This is a genomic window from Telluria sp. LT2P80 (genome assembly GCF_059685955.1).
Genome location: NZ_JCASIO010000002.1, coordinates 538,122 through 557,360, shown reverse-complemented (window position 1 = coordinate 557,360; position 19,239 = coordinate 538,122). Strand labels below are relative to the sequence as shown.

Sequence of the window (19,239 nt, the reverse complement as noted above, 5' to 3'; positions counted from 1 at the left end):
CGTCGAAAGCCCGCCATGAAACTACATCAGAAAATCGCCATCGTCACTGGCGCCAGCCAGGGCATCGGCCTGGCCTGCGCCGAGCGCCTCGTGCGCGAAGGTGCGCGCGTCATGCTCGTCGATATCCGGCCCGAAGTCGAGCAAGCCGCTGCCAGCCTGGGCGACGCAGCCCGCGCCTGCCGTGCCGACGTCGGCATCAAGGTCGAGGTCGATGCGATGATCGCGGCCACGCTGGCCGCGTTTGGCCGCATCGATATCCTGATCAACAATGCCGGCGTCACCCACGCGGCCGAGTTCCTCGACCTGCACGAGGACGATTTCGACCGCGTGCTGCGCATCAACCTGAAATCGATGTTCCTGTGCAGCCAGGCGGCGGCGCGCGACATGGTGGCGCGCGGCGAAGGCGGCTGCATCATCAACATGTCGAGTGTGAATGCCGAACTGACGATCCCGAACCAGGTGCCGTACGTGATCTCGAAAGGCGGCGTCAACCAGCTCACGCGCGTGGCCGCCATCGCCCTGGCCCAGTACGACATTCGCGTGAACGCCATCGGTCCCGGCACGATCCTGACCGAACTGGCGAAAAAAGCGGTGCTCGGCAGCCCGGAAGCACGGCACACGATCCTGTCGCGCACACCGCTGGGCCGGTGCGGTGAACCGGAAGAAGTCGCGTCGATCGCTGCCTTCCTGGCCAGCGACGATGCCTCGTACATGACGGGCCAGACCCTGTACGCCGACGGTGGCCGCATGGCGCTGAACTACACGGTGCCGGTGCGTGATTGATACGTCGCGGGCCACGTTCGAGAGATATTGACAGATCACATGTCTGGTATCCGAAAACGCAATTGGACGCTCGGTCACCAAATCCCTATAGTTACACCTGTCTCCACTATTCTCCTCCAAGAAAATAGTTTCAAGCCCGCACAGCGGGCTTTTTTTTTGCCTGGACGGTTTGTGCGGTCCGCCTTGTTTGTGGCCGTATTGTCATGAGCCCAATGTCCTCACTACATTTTCCACTGTCCCGTCGGAACCTTGACGACGGTCACGGACCCGTCACAATCGCTGCCTATACTCGAACGCACCTGACACACACGTAACCGATATGCGTGGTGCCAGCAGGTGTGGAGCGCTCCGTGCGCTGCACACCAACCCGGTTTCCGCACTCTTGGCCCGATCCCGGGTTATGCCCGCCCTGAGCGGGCATTTTTTTTCGGCATTGTGGCAACTCGGGCCAGAAAATATTGTCTATGTGCTTGAAGCCGTCTTCAATAGGGCTATCATGAAGCTGCGACGTCCCACCTTGTCCAGCGGGTGGAGACCGCGTACAACGAAACGACCACGGGAGATTGTCCGATGAGTTTACGTGTACCAGAAACATCGCTTTCGCCAGACAGTTGCCGTCGCCATCAGGATTCAAGCGACCTCATTCTTAGCGAACTCAATCCGCGCGCCGTGGTCGACGATATCGACCGCGACAGCGTCCCCCTCAATCTGCTCACGTTCGGCAGCGTCCGCGAAGTGTGTCCCAAGTGCCGGCGGGCACACCTGAAACTCGTGTTACGACAGGCGAGCGTGCGCGTAGCCCACCTGTTCTGCGCCGACTGCGCCAGCTGTTTCGACGCCCATTACGCCCACGGCGCCCCGGCACTGACCATTTGACGCACGCCGTGGTGGGCGGCTGGCGCACGGGCCGGCGGCAACGGGCACACAAGGTGCGCCCGGCATGGTAACGTTGACGTTTGCCCCGTCACCGTTTCTGTACTGTCACCACGTCGCCATGCCAGCCCTGTCTCCCCTGTTGTACGCCGAACCACGTCACCGCCGAGCCATGCACGCTGCGGCGCTGCTCATGTTTACCTGCATCGTGATTGCCGGCTCCGTGCCCGGTGCGCGCGCTGAGGTGGGCGAATACGCGTCGGGCATCGTGCTGCACAGCCTGGCCTATGCCGGCCTCGCGACGCTCTGGTTCCTGGGCAGCACCGGCAGCACGCTGCAACGCGCGCTCAAGGCAGTGCTGGCAATTGCGCTGATGGGCGCTGTCGACGAGGGTGTGCAGCACTTCCTGCCTTACCGTTCGGGCACGGTGCACGACTGGCTGGTCGATGTCAGCGCCGCGACCGTCGCAGCCACGGCACTGGGCGCACTGCTCGCGCGCATCCCGATGCCGCAGGCGTCCGGCCGCAATCCTGCGCGTCCGCGCTGACAGCACTGTAATTTTCCGACATCGAAGCGACGTTTGGACAGTACTGCGACTACCGGGCGTCAAGTAGCGAAGTCGATCGCTTCTTGCCGAGTTACACTGACCGGGACGAACTTTCGCTTCCCGCCCAGGAGCGGACAGCAGAACCAGCAACAGGTGCGCCAAGATCACCACGTCCCAGCTGAGCCACCATCGTCTGTCCACGTCCCAGGGAGCGATTTAATGTTCGGTAAAGTTCTTTTAGCGCTTGTCGCGTTAACCACGGCTTCGGCACAATCCGCGCCGCTGGGTTTTCACGATGTCGCCCGCCTTGTCTACCCGGATAGCAAATCTGTATTCGCAGGCATGCATATTGACGCCTATATCCCAAACGCGTCGTTAGCCCGGACGATTGATGAGTTTATCGGTATCCCTGGAGATGAAGAACCCGTCCAGTTCGGCTCCTACGCCATGATCGACGGGTGTCGCCGCCTGAGCTGCATGGAGAAGGCGGCAGTGATCGTCGACATGCGCTCACGCAGCGTGGCTGCTGTTGCGTTACGAAATTACGAGTGCCGGCATGTTGTCCTCGACGATGTTGATATTGCAGCCATGGCGCGTGACTCTCGCACACGCCCACCGGTGCGTTGCAACGAAGAGCCTATACTGGACATCTATGTCGTGCGACGCTCTCTCAATCCCCTTAGTCTCCAGGACGAGCGCGAACAGCTTTCCCAGTTACGTAAGTGGGGCAGCAAAGTTGGGCACCAAGGTGAGCGAGTGAATATCCTGGCACGCTACAAATCGCAATGATGCAAGGTGTCGTCAGGTCCGCTAGGGGTCTTGCATTCAACCGGTCGACAGCCGCACCTTGCGTCGCGTCTGATAAAACCGTCTGCACGGCTGTAAAAAGGCCACATGCGCTGACGCGACATGTGGCCTTTTGCTTGCAGCATTCCATGACTGCCTCAGCGGGCAGGCCCTGACGACCCTGCCCTGCCTGCGACGTTACGGCGTGCCGGGGTCCTTGCCCTCTTCCACCTCGCGGTGAAACAGCGGAATATTGCGCGTGGCAGCGCTGATGACCTCGAGCGGCAGTTTCGGCGAGCGGTCGGCGTTCAGCAAGCCATTGGCTTCCTGGAACGTGTCCGTGAACTGCGTGTAGCAGAAACCACTGAACATGAACGTCTCGTTGACCACCTGCAGCAGGCGCCGGTACTGCTTCAGATAGCTTTCGGCCGTGTGCGCACGGCTGTAGCCCCACGTGGTTTCGTCGGGATTGGGCGTCTGCTTCGGATCGTAGGCGATGCCGCCGAATTCCGTCAGCACGATCGGCTGGCCCCGATGCGGGAAGCCGTCGAGCGTCAGGATGCGGCCACCCGGGCGGCGCTGGTCGAACAGCGTGCGCACCGGATCGGTGACGGCGTAGCGCGCCAGCACCTTCTCGGGATCGCTGTCGTAGTCGTGAATGCCCAGGATGTCCGTGGCCGACGCCTCCCAGCCATCGTTGCCGATCACGGGGCGGGTCGAGTCAAGCGTGCGCGTCAGGTGGTACAGCGCCTCGACGGCATTGCGATGCGCCTGCGTGAGCGTCAGGTTCGGCACACCCCACGACTCGTTGAAGGCCACCCACACGATGATGCACGGGTGGCTGTAGTCGCGTTCGATTGCCTCGGTCCACTCCTTGACCATACGGGTGATCGCGCGCGGGCTGAAGCGATAAGCCGATGGCATTTCTTCCCACACCATCAGGCCCAGCTTGTCGGCCCAGTACAAAAAGCGCGGGTCCTCGATCTTCTGGTGCTTGCGCACGCCATTGAAGCCCATCTGCTTGGCCAGCTCGACGTCGCGCTTCAGGTGGTTGTCGGACGGGGCCGTCATGAACGATTCCGGCCAGTAGCCCTGGTCCAGCACCAGACGCAGCTGGTACGGGCGGCCATTGAGCATGAAGCGGTCACGGTTGATCGACACCGAGCGCAGCGCCGTGTACGAGCGGATGCGGTCGAGCACCACGTCGCCACAGCGCAGCGTCACTTCGGCATCGAGCAGGGTCGGGCGTTCCGGACTCCACAGGATCACATTGCGCGAATCGTCGATGCCCGGGTCGGACAGCGCGATCTTGCGGTTCGCTTCACCGCCCAGCAGCTTGTAGTAATCGTCGGCCAGCAACTGGTCGCCGTGCCAGATCTTGACTTCGACAAACAGCTCATCCTGGATATCGCCGGTGGCGAACACTTCGCAGCCGATTTCGTAAGTCTCGAACACGGGCGTCCAGCGCAGTTTCTGGATATACGTCTGCGAGACCTGCTCGAGCCATACCGTCTGCCAGATGCCCGTCGTGCGCGGGTACCAGATCGAGTGCGCATCGAGCAGCCAGTCCTGCTTGCCACGCGGCTTGGCCAGATCGGCCGGATCGTCCTCGACCCAGACGGTAACGACCTGCTTGCCATCCGCGTTCAAGGTGCCGGAAATATCGGCCGAGAACGGCGTGTGACCACCCTCGTGCTCGACGACCAGCTGGCCATTGACCCAGACGCGCGCGCTATAGTCGACTGCGCCGAAGTGCAGGATCGTGCGCCCCTCCATGGGCATGACCTCGAATTCGCGCTGGTACCAGACGAAGCGGTGAAAGCCCGTGTCCTCGATACCGCTCATCGCGGTTTCCGGGGCAAACGGCACGGTGATCTCGTGCGTCCATTCCTTCACGTCCGACGGCAGCGTGTAATGCCCTTCGTCATCGAAGCAGAACTGCCATGTGCCGTTCAGGTTCTGCCACTGGTCGCGCACCAGTTGTGGACGCGGATATTCAAACTGATTCATTCTTGTCCTTTCTGTCAGTTGGCACCGGAATCAGGATGCGTCCCTGGACGTCATTGCCTGGTCCATGATGGTCGTGATACGCCGCCAGCGCGGTGGCGGCTGCTTCTTGCGCCTGACCCTTGCGGCACAGGGCGACGCAGGCGCCGCCGAAGCCGGCGCCGGTCAGGCGGGCGCCCAGCACGCCTGGCGCAGCGCGCAGCGCCTCGCACAGGACGTCGAGCGCGCGGATCGAGACTTCGTAATCGTCACGCAGGCTCGCATGCGATGCGTTCATCAGTTCGCCGAAGCGCTCGGCGTCGACGCCCTTGGCCGCTTCGAGCACGCGCAGGTTTTCCTGCACCACGTGGCGGGCCCGTTCGCGCAGCGGCGACGGCAGCATCTCGACCGAGGCCGGGTCGACCACGTCGCGCAGCGCCGTCACGCCCAAAATGCGCGAGGCTTCTTCGCATTCGGCGCGGCGTTCGTTGTACTTGCTGGCCGCCAGCGTGCGCGCCACGCCCGAATCGATCACGATCAGTTCGGTGTCCGGCGGCAGCGCGGCCAGGTGATGTTCGAGCGTGCGCGCATCGATGAACAGCATATTGGTTTCATCGGCCAGGCTCGAGGCCATCTGGTCCATGATCCCGCAGTTGACGTGCGCGTATTCGATTTCGGCGCGCTGGGCGATGCGCGCCAGCTTGACGTCGTCGAGCTCGAACCCCAGCAACGCGCGCATGGCGCGCAGCGTGGCCACTTCGAGCGCGGCCGACGACGACAGGCCCGACCCCACCGGCAGATCGGTCTCGACATACACGCGCAGCGGCGGCACCTCGATGCCCTCGGCCTGCACGAGGCGGATGCAGCCCTCGATATAGCTGCCGAAGCCCTGCGGCGCGCTGCTGTCCTTCGCAAACGTCACAGTCGCGTCGAAGTTGGGCGAATAGAAATGAAAGTGGTCGTCGCCGCTGCGGCTCATGGCCACCAGCGTACGCTGGGGCGTGGCCACCGGCAGCATGTACCCGTCGTTGTAGTCGGTGTGTTCGCCCAGCAGATTCACGCGCCCCGGGGCTGACGCGTTCACTTCAGGGGCGCCGCCAAAGAAAGTATCGGTCGTGATGGTCATGCGTCCACCTCCAGCCAGAGCGGCCGCTGACGGCCCTGGATATCCACCGACGGCCAGGCCGGGTCGAAGGTCAGGTTTTCGAGTCCGTCGGGGCCGAGCAGGAATGTATCTTCGATCTTCATACCGTTATAACTTGGATTGAACGCAAATGCCATGCCCTGTTCGAGCTGCGTGGCCGTGCTGGGGGTGGCCACGATCTCGCGCGCCAGGTAGCCGGTGATGCCGCCCTGGTGGTGCTCGCGGATCGCGTCTTCGACGTCGGCGTGGTGATAGGCCTGGGCCAGCGCGTGATACACCGACGACAGCGATTTGCCCGGCGCCACGGCCGCCAGGCCGGTGGCCTCGAGCGCCATCAGTGCGCGCTGCGCTGCCGGCGCGGCAGCGGCGCCGCCAAAGCCCACGAAGCGCGTCAGGTTGGCGTACAGGCCATGACGGCGCGCGCAGAACACGAGCATGGCGCGCTCGCCGATCGGCTCGTGCGACGGCGTCGCGTGGCGAAACAGCGGCAAGCGCCGCGCACCGGCCACCAGCACCAGCGCCGGATGGATGCCGCGGCGCCACAGCGCCTCGGCGCCGGCACCGGCCAGCTGCTGCTCGGTCCAGTCAGGCCGGGCACGGTGCAGCACGTCGGTCATCGCTTCGGCCGCTTCGCGTCCCAGCAGCCGGTAGCGCGCCTGTTCGGCGTCGCCCAGCACCAGCTTGCGCTGACGGAGCGGCAGTGGCAACGGCAGTTCGTCGGCCTGCGGACGGTCCGACAGCACCGGCCGGCCCTCGGCCGCAGCGAGCACGAAATGCTCGCGCAGCTCGGGTTCGGCCCATGGTTCGATATGAAAGCTGAACCCGGCCGGCACTTCTTCAAGACGCAGGCGCTCGCCTTCGATCTGGTCGGTCAGCACGCAAGCGTCGCCCGGCGTGACCAGCACTTCGGCAATGCCCGTGTCGGTGGTGTGCAGCACGGCACTCGAGCCGCCTGCCGTGACCCACGCGAACCAGTCGGTGCCGCGCAGGCGCACGGCGCCGGCGCCGCTGGCGGCAAGGGTGGCGCGCAGCAGCGCGAGTTTGTCGGCGACCTCCTGGGCGCGCATATCGATGTCCGTCATGCGCCCTCCTCCAGGTCGATCTCGACCTGCTGCAATTCGTACGCCGTGGTCTCGGGCAGCACGTCCATCGCGAACATGCCAGCGGCCAGCTCGGTGCCGGCCAGGTATTTCAGACGGTCGCGCGTACGGTACGGCGGATAGAACTGGGCGTGCAACTGCGTCTCGGGATGCTCGGCGCCGTCGGTCGGCGCCTGGTACCACGCCATCAGGTACGGGAACGGCCGGTTCCACAGCGTCTCGTACTTGAGCAGCACGGTCTTGAGCGCACGCGCCAGCGAGTCGCGCTGCGGCGGCGTGAGCGCCGCGAAATCCTTGCACGGCGTGGTCGGCATCACCCAGACCTCGTACGGATAACGGGCGCAGGCCGGCACGAAGGCGATGGCGAAATCGTCCTGGTACAGCACGCGCTTGCCATCGGCCGCTTCGTCGCGCGCCATGTCGCACAGCATGCTCGTGCCGTGCTGCTGGTAGTAGTCGCGCTCTTGCGCGAGCATGCGCGCCGGGACCGACGGCACGAACGGGTACGAATAGATCTGGCCATGTGGGTGGTGCAGCGTCACGCCCACTTCGGCGCCGCGGTTCTCGAACGGCAGCACGTACTGGATGTGCGGGTGGCTGCCCACGCGCGTGGTGCGATCGCCCCACACCTGCAACAAGAGCGCAATGCGCGACAGCGGCAGGTGGGCCAGCGCCGTGTTCGGATCCTGCGTGAACACGACCACTTCGCACTGGCCATTGGCCGGCGCGGTCTGTACCGTCACCGATGGGGGATCGTGCGACTCGAGCGCAAGCGACGGAAAGCGGTTGTCGAACACGGCGATCTCGTAGTCGCCGGCCGGCATCTCGGTGGGATTGGCAGGATCGATCGTCGGCGCCAGCGGGTTGTACTGCGGTGGCGGCTGATAGGTGCGGTTCTGCCGGAACGCGGCGTAGGTCACCCACTCGCCGCGCAGCGGATGCCAGCGCAGGTGCGGGTTGGCGTGCTGTGGATCCGGAAACGGGCTGGGGGCAACAAGGCCATCGGGGATGGGCCGGTTGCTGTAGAGGGTAAGGTTGCGTCCGTCCGGTTTTTTGAGTTCTTTACTGTGCATGGCAATCAATAAGGTTCGGTCACATCCGGCGCGAACGCGCACGCCAACATCGACGCATTGGCGCGCTCGCGGCTGCAGGAGCTTGGCTCCAAGCCGATCCTATCATGCTGTATTTGCCACATTTTCTGCCCGGAACTTCGTACTTTTCCAGGCGACAATACTGTGGCTGTATCAAGACGATACCGCCCTTGGCATACAACGATGATTCACAAGGGAGAGCACCCTCGCGGACACTCCACGGCAGGGATATTGTAGTCCGGCGCCTACGTAAAAATTAGAAGTTTTTACACTACCTGGCAAGAAGCAGCCCTACAGGTCAGCCGTGGCAAGTTTCGGCATTCCTGCAGGGCTGCAGAGCGCGCTTGCTCAGCGCGCCAGCTCGACCAGCACCGACGTGTACATCTGCAGGTTCAGCAGCAGCTGCTTGGTCGTGATGAATTCGTGCTCCGAATGCCCGGAATATTTCTGGCCCGGCATCGATGGCCCGAAGCTGACGGCATTCGGGAACAGGCGTGAGTTGGTCCCGCCGCCGATGGCGACCGGCTTCGCATCCTTCATGCCGGTGAAATAGGCAAAGGTCGCCAGCAACGTCGGCACCTGCGGCGCGTCGTTCAGCACCCACGGATCGCGCACGCCGACCTTGATGTTGGTGAGCGGGACCTGGCGCGCCTGCCACTGGCTCAGTGCGGCGTTGATTTCATCGGTCAGCTGCGCGCCCGTCTTGCCTTGCGGGCGGCGCACATTGATCGCCACTTCGATGCCGTCGTCCAGCTGGCGAATCACGGTCGGCTTGAAGGTGAGCGGGCCCATGAACTTGTGGCGGTAGGCGATGTTGCCGGCGCCGCTGCCAAATTTCTCGCCGTAGTAACCCGTGCCCACCATCTCGTTGAGGTAGTTGACGACGCCGCCGGCGGTCGTATTGGCCCACGGCCGCACGGCCAGTGCATCGGCCAGCATGCTCACCGCGTTCACGCCTTCCTGCGGCTTGGACGAGTGGGCCGACAATCCCTTGGCGCGCACCGCCAGGTCCTTGCCCTGCCACGTGTAGGTGTAGGTCATGCCCTCGTGCTGCGCGCCGCGCGCGCGGATCTGGCCTTCGATCTGTGGCGTCGCATTGGCCACCAGCGCTTCGGCGTCTTCCGGAATCTGCGTGTTGAACGAACCGCCCCCGAACGCGGCGATGTAGGCATCGCCCTCCACGGGCGCCTGCGCGCCGGCCTTCGGCACCGTCACGGCCACGAGGCCGCCGCCCTTCTCCGCCGTCACCACCGGATACTCGGCGTCGAGCGTGATGCTCATCTGCGGCGGCACGTGCGTCTTGAGAAATTCGGTCAGCGGGCCCCAGTCGGATTCCTCGCCCATGTACACGTACAGTTCAATGCGCTTGGTGAGCGGAATCTGGCGATCGCGGATCGTCTTCATCGCATACAGCGCGGTGGCGATCGGGCCCTTGTCGTCCTCGGCGCCGCGCGCGATCAGTCTGCCCGGCTCGCTCGTGCGGTCCAGCACGAACGGCGACTTCTTCCACTTGGTCGGGTCCACCGGCTGCACATCGCCATGCGTGACGATGCCGACGCGCTCTGTTCCCTTGCCCAGGCCGATGACGACCGTCCAGCCGTGATCGGTGTAGTCGAGCCCCATGCGTTCGGCTTCTGCCTTGAGCGTGGCCTTGAACGCGGCATGCACCGGGTTCTGGTCCGACGGGTAGCGCGGATCGGCCACCGTATTGAAGCTCACCAGTTTGGCCAGCGTGTCGATGACGTCGTTGCGGTAGGTGGCCACCGCATACTTGGCCGCGCTGACGGCGGCCTCGCTGGGCGCTGCAGCCGAGGATGCAGAAGATGCGGCAGCAGGTGCGGCAGCAGGTGCGGCAGCCAGGACAGTGGATGAAGCCAGCAACAGGCTGGCAAGGCAGGCGTTCTTGTACATACGGGGCCGATCTCCAAGGGTTGCAGACACGCAAACGTCCAGCATAGCGTCTTCTGCCACCGCTGTGAACGCGACAGCCACTTTCAGCGTATCGTTACGCATCCTGACTAAACGGCATCCACACCATGACTGACAAGACCTTCCTGCGCACCCACGCCGCGCTGCGCGACGACATCGGCGACCTGCTCACGCAGCGCCCCGTGCCCTCGCCGCAGCTCGACCAGATCGATCCGTTCCTGTTCCTGAATCATCATGGTCCGCAGACCTATGGTCCGCACAACCGCGGCCTGCCATTTGGTCCGCATCCGCACCGGGGTTTTGAGACCGTCACCTTCATCGTCGAAGGCATGCTGGCCCACCGCGACAGCGCCGGCCATGAAAGCGTGATCCATGCCGGCGGCATCCAGTGGATGACGGCCGGCAGCGGCATCGTGCATGCCGAGGTCTCGCCGCGCGCGTTTTTGGAGACGGGCGGCCCGCTCGAGATCCTGCAGTTATGGGTCAACCTGCCGGCGCGCCTGAAGATGACGGCGCCTGCCTACACCGGCGTGCAGCAGGACCGCATTCCCGCGTTATCGCTCGACGATGGCAAGGTCACGCTGAACCTGATCGCGGGCGCGTGGGACGGCAGCACGGGCCCGGTGCAATCGCTGACCGGCGTGTTCATGAGCACGGTCGCGATGCAGGCCGGCGGGCGACTGCGCATCACCGGCCTGCAAGGTCGCAACGTGCTGCTGTATGTGGTGCGTGGACGCATCGGCGTGGGTCACCACGGCGATCTCGCCAACGCTTACCAACTGGTGGAGCTGAGCACGGAGGGCGACGCGCTCGAGATCGTCGCCGAGTCCGGCTCGCTGCTGCTGTTCGGGCATGCCGATCCGATCGGCGAACCGGTCGTCTCGCACGGGCCGTTCGTCATGAACACCCGCGATGAAATCACGCAGGCGATCACCGACTACCAGGCCGGCCGCTTCGGCTCAACGCTGGCTTGACGCCAGCACCCGGCCGGCATCGTCCTTCAGGTGCACCGTGTGCGGGAACGGTCCGCCGTCAAAGCGCACGCTCATGTCCTTGCCGACCGCCTCGAAGCGGTCGCGGCCCACGTGGACGATTTCCTGCGGCCCGTCACCCAGGTCGGCGTACAGCTTGCGGCTCTTGCCCGTCACGTGCAGCGTGCGCCCGTCCTCGAGTTTATAGGCGCCCTGCATGCGCTTGTACATCAGCGGATCGATATAGACTTTCTTTGGCTGCGCAGCGTGCACGTTGACGACGTCAGGGCTGGTTGCAGTTATCGGCTGGGCGGTACTGGCCAGCGAGACAACAGCAGCGGCGGCGAAGAAGGCGAGGCGGGAGAGGCGCATGATGGAAATTCCTTTCAGGTCGGTGGCGAAGAAGTCCGTGTCGCCAGCGCTGCGTTGCCTGACGATGAAGCCAGTCTAGCGAGCCGCAAAACCTGTTCAAGCACCAGGGGCATCAAGCGCCGGAAATGCACGACGAAGTGCGCAATCGGCGGGGTGAACGGGAGGTGCATATATGAAAGCGCGCCTTATTTCAACTGTGTGTCTGCATTGCGTAGGTATGTCGTACAGTAGGGTTCCTCCAACGCCAATGTACCCTCTCCCATGCCAGTCATTCCCCTCGCCGCGACCACGCGCGGCTACCCCGACAGCGGTAACGTGATCGAGAACGTGCACCTTGGATCGGTCGCCGTCGTCGACACGCACGGCCGCCTGTTGTGGTCCGCCGGCGACCCGGATTACCCCACCTTCACGCGCTCGGCGCTCAAGCCGTTCCAGGCCCTTCCCTTCATCCTGGCCGACGGCCCGGCGCGCTTTGGCCTCTCCGGCGACGAAGTCGCGCTGCTGTGCGCGAGCCATTCGGGTGAAGACAAGCATCTCGACGGCGTCAGCTCGATCCTGAACAAGATCGGGCTCGACCCCGGCCACCTCGAATGCGGCTGCGCGGTGCCGCTGCACTACGAGTTCACCGGCCAGAAGCCTCCGCAGGACGCGCACTGGACGCCGCTGCACCACAACTGTTCCGGCAAGCACAGCGGCTTTCTGGCCTGGTGCCGCCTGCACGATGCACCCACGGCGAACTACGTCGATCGCGCACACCCGCTGCAGCAGGCCGTGCGCAGCACGCTGGCCGACGCCATCGGCATGGTGCCCGAAGCCATGCCGGTTGGCCTGGACGGCTGTTCGGCCCCCAACTACGCGATGCCGCTCAGTCGCCTGGCGCACCTGTACGCGCGCCTCGCGCATGGCCCGCAAGACCCGCAGCTGGGCGGCGCGATGGGCACGCTGCGCGACGCAATGATCGCCCGCCCCGATCTGGTCTCGGGCGAGGAGCGCACCGACCTGCACTGGATGACGGCGGGCGGTGGCGACTGGGTCACGAAGATCGGCGCCGACGCCGTGCAGGCGATCGGCATCCGCTCGGCCGGGATCGGCATCGCGATCAAGATCACCGATGGCAATGTACGCGCGCTGCACCCGACCGTGTACGCGGTGCTCGACCAGTTGGGCCTGCTGAACGCGGCGCGGCGCGAGCTGCTCGAACGCTATCGCCAGCCTGTCATCAAGAATGCGCGCGGCGCCGTGGCCGGTGACATCCGTACGCTGTTCAAGCTGGCGCGTCAGGCATAAGCCAGATAACGCCGCATCCGGCTTGTGCGGCGTCATTACAACATCCTGTCTTCTTGCTATTTCATTTGAAGCTTAAAGGGTTGATACTTGCCGCAAGGCATTTCCTCGGCGCTCAATCCTTTCTTCAAAGTGATGACATCGTGTTAAAAAATCTCCGTATCGGCTCCCGCCTCACCCTTGGCTTTGCCACGATGCTCGTCCTGTCGCTGGCCGGCACCTCGTTCGCCCTCTACACCACGCGTTCCAGCGCCGAGGCGACGCAGCAGATGATGCAAAAGCCCCTGACCAAGGAACGCCTGGTCTCGGACTGGTATGTGCTGACCTATTCGGCCATCGCGCGCACCTCGCTGATCGCGCGCAGCACCGACAGCACCCTGTCGGCCGTGTTCGCCAAGCCGATCAAGGATAGCGTTGCCGATACCACGGTCATCCTCAAGAAAGTCGAAGCCCTGCTCGACTCGCCCGAAGAGAAAGCCACGCTGCAGGACATCCTGGGCCTGCGCAAGACCTACCAGAAGGCCAAGGAAACCGTGATGAACGCGCGCACGTCGGGTGACTCGGCCGCGGCAGAACAGGCCTATGAACAGGTATTCGCGCCAGCTGCTGCCGCCTATGGCGCCCGGGTCCAGAGCCTGCTGCAGATCCAGCGCAAGAGCATCGACCAGACGGCGCTGGCCATCGAGGCGGCAAACGAACGCAGCACGCAACTGGTGCTGCTGCTGGCCCTGCTGTCGACGGCGATCGGCGCCGTGGCGGCCGTGCTCGTCACGCGCAGCATCACCCGGCCGCTGGACGCCGCGCTCGACGTGGCCGAAACGGTCGCCTCGGGCGACCTTGGCCACACGTTCGCGAGCTATCCGAAAGACCAGGTCGGCGACCTGATGCGCGCGCTGGAAACGATGAACGGCTCGCTGGTGCGGGTGGTCTCGCAGGTCCAGCAAGGCACCAATGCCATCTCGACGGCGTCGAGCGAGATCGCCGCCGGCAACCTCGACCTGTCAGCGCGCACCGAGCAGCAGGCCAGCTCGCTCGAAGAGACGGCTGCTTCGATGGAAGAACTGACCGCCACCGTGCGCCAGAATGCCGACAATGCGGTGCAGGCCAACGGCCTGGCAAAAACGGCCTCGGATGTTGCGGCGCGTGGCGGCGCCATCGTCGGCCAGGTGGTCGACACGATGGGCTCGATCGACGCCTCGGCGCGCAAGATCGTCGACATCATCGGCGTGATCGACGGCATCGCCTTCCAGACCAATATCCTGGCCCTGAATGCCGCCGTGGAAGCAGCGCGTGCCGGCGAACAGGGGCGCGGCTTTGCGGTCGTGGCATCCGAAGTGCGCAACCTGGCGCAGCGCTCGGCCGGCGCGGCGCGCGAAATCAAGGGCCTGATCGGCGACTCGATGACGCAGGTGAATGCCGGCACGGCGCTCGTGCAACAGGCCGGCACCACGATGGACGACGTGGTGGCCAGCGTGGCACGGGTGACCGACATGATGTCCGAGATCACCACCGCCACGCAGGAGCAGCGCGTGGGCATCAACCAGGTCAACGAGGCGATCACGCAGATGGACCACGTGACGCAGCAGAACGCGGCGCTGGTCGAGCAGGCTGCCGCGGCGGCAGCGAGCATGCAGGAGCAGGCAGCGCAACTGGCGCAGGTGGCCGCCGCGTTCAAACTGGGCAAGAGCGGCGGGCAGATGCGCCCGCAACTGGCAGCGCGCGCGGTGCCGGCGCTGGCGGCCTAGGCGCCGGGAAGCCCTCTACGCCGCCAGCCGGCGCAGCATCGCGGCGATGGCGTCCAGCACCGCGTCATCGTCCCAGTAGGTGTTGTGCGCCAGCGGATTCCAGCTGCGCAGCAACAAGTCCCCCACCCCGCCGCCGGCATTGATCGCGCGGTCCTCGACCAGCGTGCGGTAGCCGGTTGACAGCGGCTGCAGCGGCCAGCCCAGCACGTCGTCGGGATCATAGAAGTTGATCCACTTGAACAGCGACGTCGGCGGCGCAATCGGGATGATGTGCATTTCCTGGTGCGCAGCCACAAAAATCGGGATATTGCAGCCGGTGGTGACCAGCCCGACGCAGGTGCCGCCGCCGATGAACGCCAGTTCGCTTGCTGTCAGCAGCCGGCCGAGCGTTGCACCGGCCCAGGCACCGATATCACGCCAGATACCCGCGCCGACCGGCTTGCCGGCGGCCGCCTTCTGCGCATCGTACAGATAGCTCGACAGCACCTGGCAGCCCAGCGAATGCGCGACGAACACGACCGGCATGCCGGGCCGCGCGGCGTGGGCCGACAGCAGCGCGCTGGCGATCTCGCCCTGGGCCTGCTCATAGACGGAGCCGGGATCTTCCTTGCGGTTTTCCAGCCCGGCGGCGTCGCCCAGGCCGTACAGGACGAATTTGCGCAGCGCGGCGTAGCGCACCTGGCCGGTGGCTGCGGTGCGATCCCAGACCAGGCGCTGGTTATCGTGCAGGATGCCCTGGTAGTAGACCGAGCGCATGACGACCTGGCTGGCGAGCGCATCCAGGCGGGTACGCAGCCCCGCCATCAGGCCGTCGGCATAGTCGGGCAAGGTCTCGCCCATGCCATGCACTGCTATCAATGCAACTTGTGTCATTGCCACCTCCCCACGCGCGCCGATATCCCTAGCGTATCAAATTCCGCACGTGTTGACGCAGAACAAAGATTCTGGAGAAGCTGACCGTCAGCGTGGCGCGATGGTCAGCTCGAACGTGTCGACGCCGTCGACGCCGCCGCGCACCTGGTCACCCGGCTGCAGGGCGCCGACACCGGACGGCGTGCCCGAATAAATCAGGTCGCCCGGCGCCAGCGTCACAAGGCGCGACAGCGACGCGATCACGTCCGCGATGGGCCAGATCATTTCATCGAGGTTGCCTTCCTGGCGCAGCGTGCCGTTCACTTCCAGCCAGATGCGCGCCTGGGCCGGATGCCCCACGTCGCTGACCGGATGCAGTGGGCTGCACGGGGCCGACGCATCGAAGCCCTTGGCCATGTCCCATGGCCGGCCCGCGTCCTTGGCCACGGCCTGCAGGTCGCGCCGGGTCAGGTCCAGGCCCACGCCATAGCCCCACACCAGATCGAGCGCCTGCGCCGCGTCGATGTCCTTGCCGCCGGCTTTCAGCGCCACGACCAGTTCGATCTCGTGGTGCAGGTCATTCGTCGATGGCGGATACGGCACCGCGCCGCTGGCCGGTACGATGGCATCGGCCGGCTTGGTGAAGAAGAACGGTGGTTCGCGATTCGGGTCGCTGCCCATTTCGCGCGCGTGCGCTGCATAGTTGCGGCCCACGCAGAACACGCGGCGCACCGGGAAGCGGGCGCTGGAACCGGCGACGGCCACGGACGCCGTGTCGGGTGCGGTGATGACGAATTTGGTCATGCTCATCCTTTCATTGACAGGAGCATCATCATACTCCCGCCATGAAAGGCGGCAAGACTACGGCGCAGACTCAGACCGATGCGGCCGTTGCCTCGGCCTGCGCCGCCTGCGCCGCGCTCGCATCCAGGATGCGCACGAGCGCCGTCATGTCGACCGGCTTGACCAGATGATGGACGAAGCCGGCCTCGAGCGCCCGTTCGCGGTCCTTCGCCTGGCCATAGCCGGTCACCGCCACCGGCACGGTGGCCGCCATGTCAGGCAGCGCGCGCAGGCTCGATGCCAACTGGTAGCCGTCGATGTCGGGCAGGCCGATATCGATCAGCATCACGTCGGGATGCTCGACGCGCGCGCGGCGCAGGGCCGAGGCGGCGTCGTATTCGACGGCAGTGGCGTGGCCCTGCACCTGCAGCAGCGTGGCCAGGCTGTCGGCTGCGTCGGTGTTGTCGTCGACGATCAGCACGCGCAGCTGGCGGCCGAGCGCAGCGCGTACCGGGTCGGCCTCGGACGGCGGCGCAGCGTCGTCGTCATTACTGCCGGCGCCCGCGCTCACGCAAGGCAGGCAGAGCGTGAACGTGCTGCCGCAGCCGACGCCATCGCTGTGCGCGGTGACCTCGCCATCGTGCAGGTCGATCAGGCGCTTGACGAGCGTGAGGCCCAGTCCCAGCCCGCCCTGCGAGCGGGCCAGCGTGCGTGCGCCCTGCGTGAACAGGTCGAACACATTGGGCACCAGGTCGGGCGGCATGCCGGAACCGTTGTCGCGCACTTCGAGCATCATGCGTCCGTCGCCGGCCACCAGGCGCAGCGCCAGCGTGCCGGCCCTGGGCGTGTACTTGGCGGCATTGCCGACGATGTTGGCCACGCTCTGCACGAGGCGCGTCTGGTCGCCCCGCACATACACGGGCGTCTCGGGCAGCTGCACCGTCACGTGGTGCGCTTTTTCGAGCACCAGCGGGCGGGTCTGGTCGAGTGCCCCGTTCACGACATCGCGAAAATCGACCGTCGCCAGCTTGAGCTTGACCAGCCCGCGCGTGACGCGCGACACGTCGAGCAGGTCGTCGATCAGGCGGCTCATGTGCTTGACCTGGCGACTGATGATGGAGCTGGTCTGGCAGATGCGCGGTTCGTTCGCGAACTGCATGCTCAGCAAGCTGGCCGAGCTGCTGATCGGCGCGAGCGGATTGCGCAGCTCGTGCGCCAGCATGGCCAGGAATTCATCCTTGGTATGGCTCAGGCGCTCGGCCTGCACGCGCGCCAGGCGCTCACTCTGCAGCAGCGCATCGCGTTCGAGCGCCGACGTTTGCGCGATCTCGTACAGGTGCGCATTGTCCATCGCGACGGCAGCTTGCGCGGCGAGATTGGCAACCATGCGCTCGGTGCGTTCGGTGAACATGGCCGGCGCCGGGTGGCCGAGGAACAGGCCACCGAGTACCTTGCCCGATTGCGACAAGACCGGCACCGCAAGATAGCTGCGTACGCGCAGCTGCGCCAGCGGCGTGCCGTCGGCCACCAGCGCAGCGTGCTGCGGATCGCAGGTGATGTCGTCGCTGCGCACCGGTGCCCCGCCTTCGATCAGCGGGCGGAAGATGGCCGCCGTCGGGGGCGCGAGCCGGTCGAACTGCTCGCGCGACGCGCCCGACAGCGCGTACAGGCGCATCTGTTCATGCGCCGTGGTGGCGATCGGCGCATCCACCGGATCGTGCAGCGGGTCGCCCCGGCCTGCAGGGTTGCAGAAGAACGCGCCGAAGCGCGCGCCACTCAGTTCGGCCCCGGCATCAGTGATCGATTGGGCCAGCGTGTCCAGGTCGAGCGTCGAGGCCAGCGCGCGCCCGGCGCGGTTGACCGTTTCGAGGATACGGCTCTCGTCGCGCAGGCTTTCTTCGACGCGCGAGCGGCGCGCCACTTCACGCGTGTGGCGCGCCACGTCCTCGGCCAGGGCCACTTCTTGTTCGGTCCAGTGGCGCGCCATCGGTTCGTGCAGGTAGAACACGGCGCACAAACGCCCTTCCTCGATGATCGGCACCATCACAAGCGCGCGCGCGCCAATGGCGTCGTAGGCTGCGGCATGCGGCGCACTGCGTTCGTCGGCATCGACGTCGTCGATGCGCACGCTGCGCCCCTGGCGCAGCTTGGCATTGACCACCGGACCGAACGCGTCAAGGGGATACGACCTGCCGGCCAGGCTGGCCATCCGGCCATCGGTCCAGTCACGGTCGATGCTGACGGTGCGGCCAAGGACGTCGACTTCGCCGTAGCCCACGCGCGCCACGCCCAGCGTCTGCCCGGTCATGGCGCTCGTCGCGCGCATGATGTGGGCGGCGTCATCGAGGCCGTCGAGCGCTTCGCCGAGCTTCTGATGGAAGGCATGACGGTAATCGGACAGCACGTCGGATGTCGTTTCGGTGAGTACGCAATAGACACCGGCCACCTGCCCTGCATGGCGCACGGGCGACAGGGACACGCAGAAAAAGCGCCGTTCGCGCTTGCCGTTGCGCTCGAATTCCATCAGCGCGTGCTGGAGCTGGGCCGATTCGCCGGCCAGGACTTCGTCGAAATACGGCCGCATGCGCTCCCACAACTCGGGACGCACGCTGGCATACGGCGCGCCGCGCGCCCCCGGGTGCTTGTCACCCAGCAGGTCGGAATACGCGTCGTTGTAGAACAGGCGCAGCTCGCGGCCGATCGCCAGAAACATGGGGAAACGCGACGCCTGAATGAGGTCGGCGATGGCGCGCAGGCCTTCGGGCCAGGCATCCGGATGCAAGTATGCGAGCCCGGCCAGCGCACGCTCGGTGGATGCGGGTGGAGGGGCAAATGCTGCAGGAGAAGACGCAAACGGCGCCGACGGCGCAGCCAGAACTGGTGCAGGCGCATCCAGTACGGCGGGGTCGCCGGACAGCGTGGAACTGCCGCCGACCATCGGCATGAAGCCGCTCAGATTACTCATTAGGAATACCCAGTGTGGTTCTTGCAAG

General features: G+C 65.3%; 16 protein-coding genes. 7 read left to right on the top strand and 9 right to left on the bottom strand.

Annotation, left to right across the window (positions count from 1 at the left end; translation table 11 throughout):
• The first annotated feature begins 15 nt into the window (after window positions 1-15).
• From AC56LW_RS08730 to AC56LW_RS08715, 4 genes are all read left to right on the top strand, one after another.
• Window positions 16-783, top strand: a complete 768-nt coding sequence (locus AC56LW_RS08730; RefSeq protein ID WP_499633529.1) for an SDR family NAD(P)-dependent oxidoreductase — start codon at window positions 16-18, stop codon at window positions 781-783.
• 570 nt (window positions 784-1,353) lie between these two features.
• Window positions 1,354-1,659: a hypothetical protein gene (locus tag AC56LW_RS08725; RefSeq protein WP_499633527.1), complete on the top strand. Its 306-nt coding sequence runs from the start codon at window positions 1,354-1,356 to the stop codon at window positions 1,657-1,659.
• 118 nt (window positions 1,660-1,777) lie between these two features.
• Window positions 1,778-2,203, top strand: coding sequence for a VanZ family protein (locus tag AC56LW_RS08720; protein ID WP_499633525.1), 426 nt, complete (start codon window positions 1,778-1,780; stop codon window positions 2,201-2,203).
• Between the two features lie 219 nt (window positions 2,204-2,422).
• Entirely contained in the window at window positions 2,423-2,992 is a 570-nt protein-coding gene (locus tag AC56LW_RS08715) for a hypothetical protein (RefSeq protein WP_499633523.1), read from the top strand.
• Window positions 2,993-3,187: 195 nt separating this feature from the next.
• Here the strand turns inward: AC56LW_RS08715 and AC56LW_RS08710 are convergent, their stop codons facing one another.
• The 5 genes from AC56LW_RS08710 to AC56LW_RS08690 form a co-directional block, all read right to left on the bottom strand.
• Complete coding sequence (locus AC56LW_RS08710; RefSeq protein ID WP_499633521.1) at window positions 3,188-4,999, bottom strand: glycoside hydrolase family 2 protein; 1,812 nt, start codon at window positions 4,997-4,999, stop codon at window positions 3,188-3,190.
• Window positions 4,986-6,101, bottom strand: coding sequence for a galactokinase (gene galK / locus AC56LW_RS08705; protein WP_499633519.1), 1,116 nt, complete (start codon window positions 6,099-6,101; stop codon window positions 4,986-4,988). The genes AC56LW_RS08710 and galK overlap by 14 nt, the downstream gene beginning before the upstream one ends.
• Window positions 6,098-7,201 (bottom strand): M24 family metallopeptidase, encoded by a 1,104-nt coding sequence (locus AC56LW_RS08700; protein WP_499633517.1) that lies wholly within the window; start codon window positions 7,199-7,201, stop codon window positions 6,098-6,100. The genes galK and AC56LW_RS08700 overlap by 4 nt, the downstream gene beginning before the upstream one ends.
• Window positions 7,198-8,292, bottom strand: a complete 1,095-nt coding sequence (gene galT, locus AC56LW_RS08695; protein WP_332530382.1) for a galactose-1-phosphate uridylyltransferase — start codon at window positions 8,290-8,292, stop codon at window positions 7,198-7,200. Before galT ends, AC56LW_RS08700 begins: the two co-directional genes overlap by 4 nt.
• Before the next feature lie 366 nt (window positions 8,293-8,658).
• Window positions 8,659-10,221, bottom strand: a complete 1,563-nt coding sequence (locus tag AC56LW_RS08690; protein ID WP_499633515.1) for a dipeptidase — start codon at window positions 10,219-10,221, stop codon at window positions 8,659-8,661.
• Window positions 10,222-10,346: 125 nt separating this feature from the next.
• Here AC56LW_RS08690 and AC56LW_RS08685 point away from each other — a divergent pair, with 125 nt between their 5' ends.
• A complete protein-coding gene (locus AC56LW_RS08685) occupies window positions 10,347-11,213 on the top strand; it encodes a pirin family protein (RefSeq protein WP_332530380.1) in 867 nt (288 codons plus the stop codon).
• On the opposite strand, the gene AC56LW_RS08680 is transcribed toward AC56LW_RS08685, so the two are convergent.
• Window positions 11,199-11,582 (bottom strand): hypothetical protein, encoded by a 384-nt coding sequence (locus AC56LW_RS08680; RefSeq protein ID WP_499633513.1) that lies wholly within the window; start codon window positions 11,580-11,582, stop codon window positions 11,199-11,201. The two genes, AC56LW_RS08685 and AC56LW_RS08680, sit on opposite strands and share 15 nt — an antisense overlap.
• 261 nt (window positions 11,583-11,843) lie before the next feature.
• Here AC56LW_RS08680 and AC56LW_RS08675 point away from each other — a divergent pair, with 261 nt between their 5' ends.
• Both AC56LW_RS08675 and AC56LW_RS08670 read left to right on the top strand, forming a co-directional pair.
• Window positions 11,844-12,869: an asparaginase gene (locus AC56LW_RS08675; RefSeq protein WP_499633511.1), complete on the top strand. Its 1,026-nt coding sequence runs from the start codon at window positions 11,844-11,846 to the stop codon at window positions 12,867-12,869.
• Window positions 12,870-13,060: 191 nt separating this feature from the next.
• A complete protein-coding gene (locus AC56LW_RS08670) occupies window positions 13,061-14,611 on the top strand; it encodes a methyl-accepting chemotaxis protein (RefSeq protein ID WP_499633690.1) in 1,551 nt (516 codons plus the stop codon).
• A 15-nt stretch (window positions 14,612-14,626) separates the two neighbouring features.
• Here AC56LW_RS08670 and AC56LW_RS08665 read toward each other — a convergent pair whose 3' ends face one another.
• The 3 genes from AC56LW_RS08665 to AC56LW_RS08655 all read right to left on the bottom strand — a co-directional run bounded on the left by AC56LW_RS08665 (window position 14,627) and on the right by AC56LW_RS08655 (window position 19,211).
• On the bottom strand, window positions 14,627-15,484 hold the full coding sequence (locus AC56LW_RS08665) for a hypothetical protein (protein ID WP_499633509.1): 858 nt from the start codon (window positions 15,482-15,484) through the stop codon (window positions 14,627-14,629).
• A gap of 87 nt (window positions 15,485-15,571) precedes the next feature.
• Window positions 15,572-16,267 carry a fumarylacetoacetate hydrolase family protein gene (locus AC56LW_RS08660; RefSeq protein ID WP_499633507.1) on the bottom strand — a complete coding sequence of 232 codons (696 nt, stop codon included), beginning with the start codon at window positions 16,265-16,267 and terminating at the stop codon, window positions 15,572-15,574.
• 70 nt (window positions 16,268-16,337) lie between these two features.
• Complete coding sequence (locus AC56LW_RS08655; RefSeq protein WP_499633505.1) at window positions 16,338-19,211, bottom strand: hybrid sensor histidine kinase/response regulator; 2,874 nt, start codon at window positions 19,209-19,211, stop codon at window positions 16,338-16,340.
• Window positions 19,212-19,239: the final 28 nt, after the last annotated feature.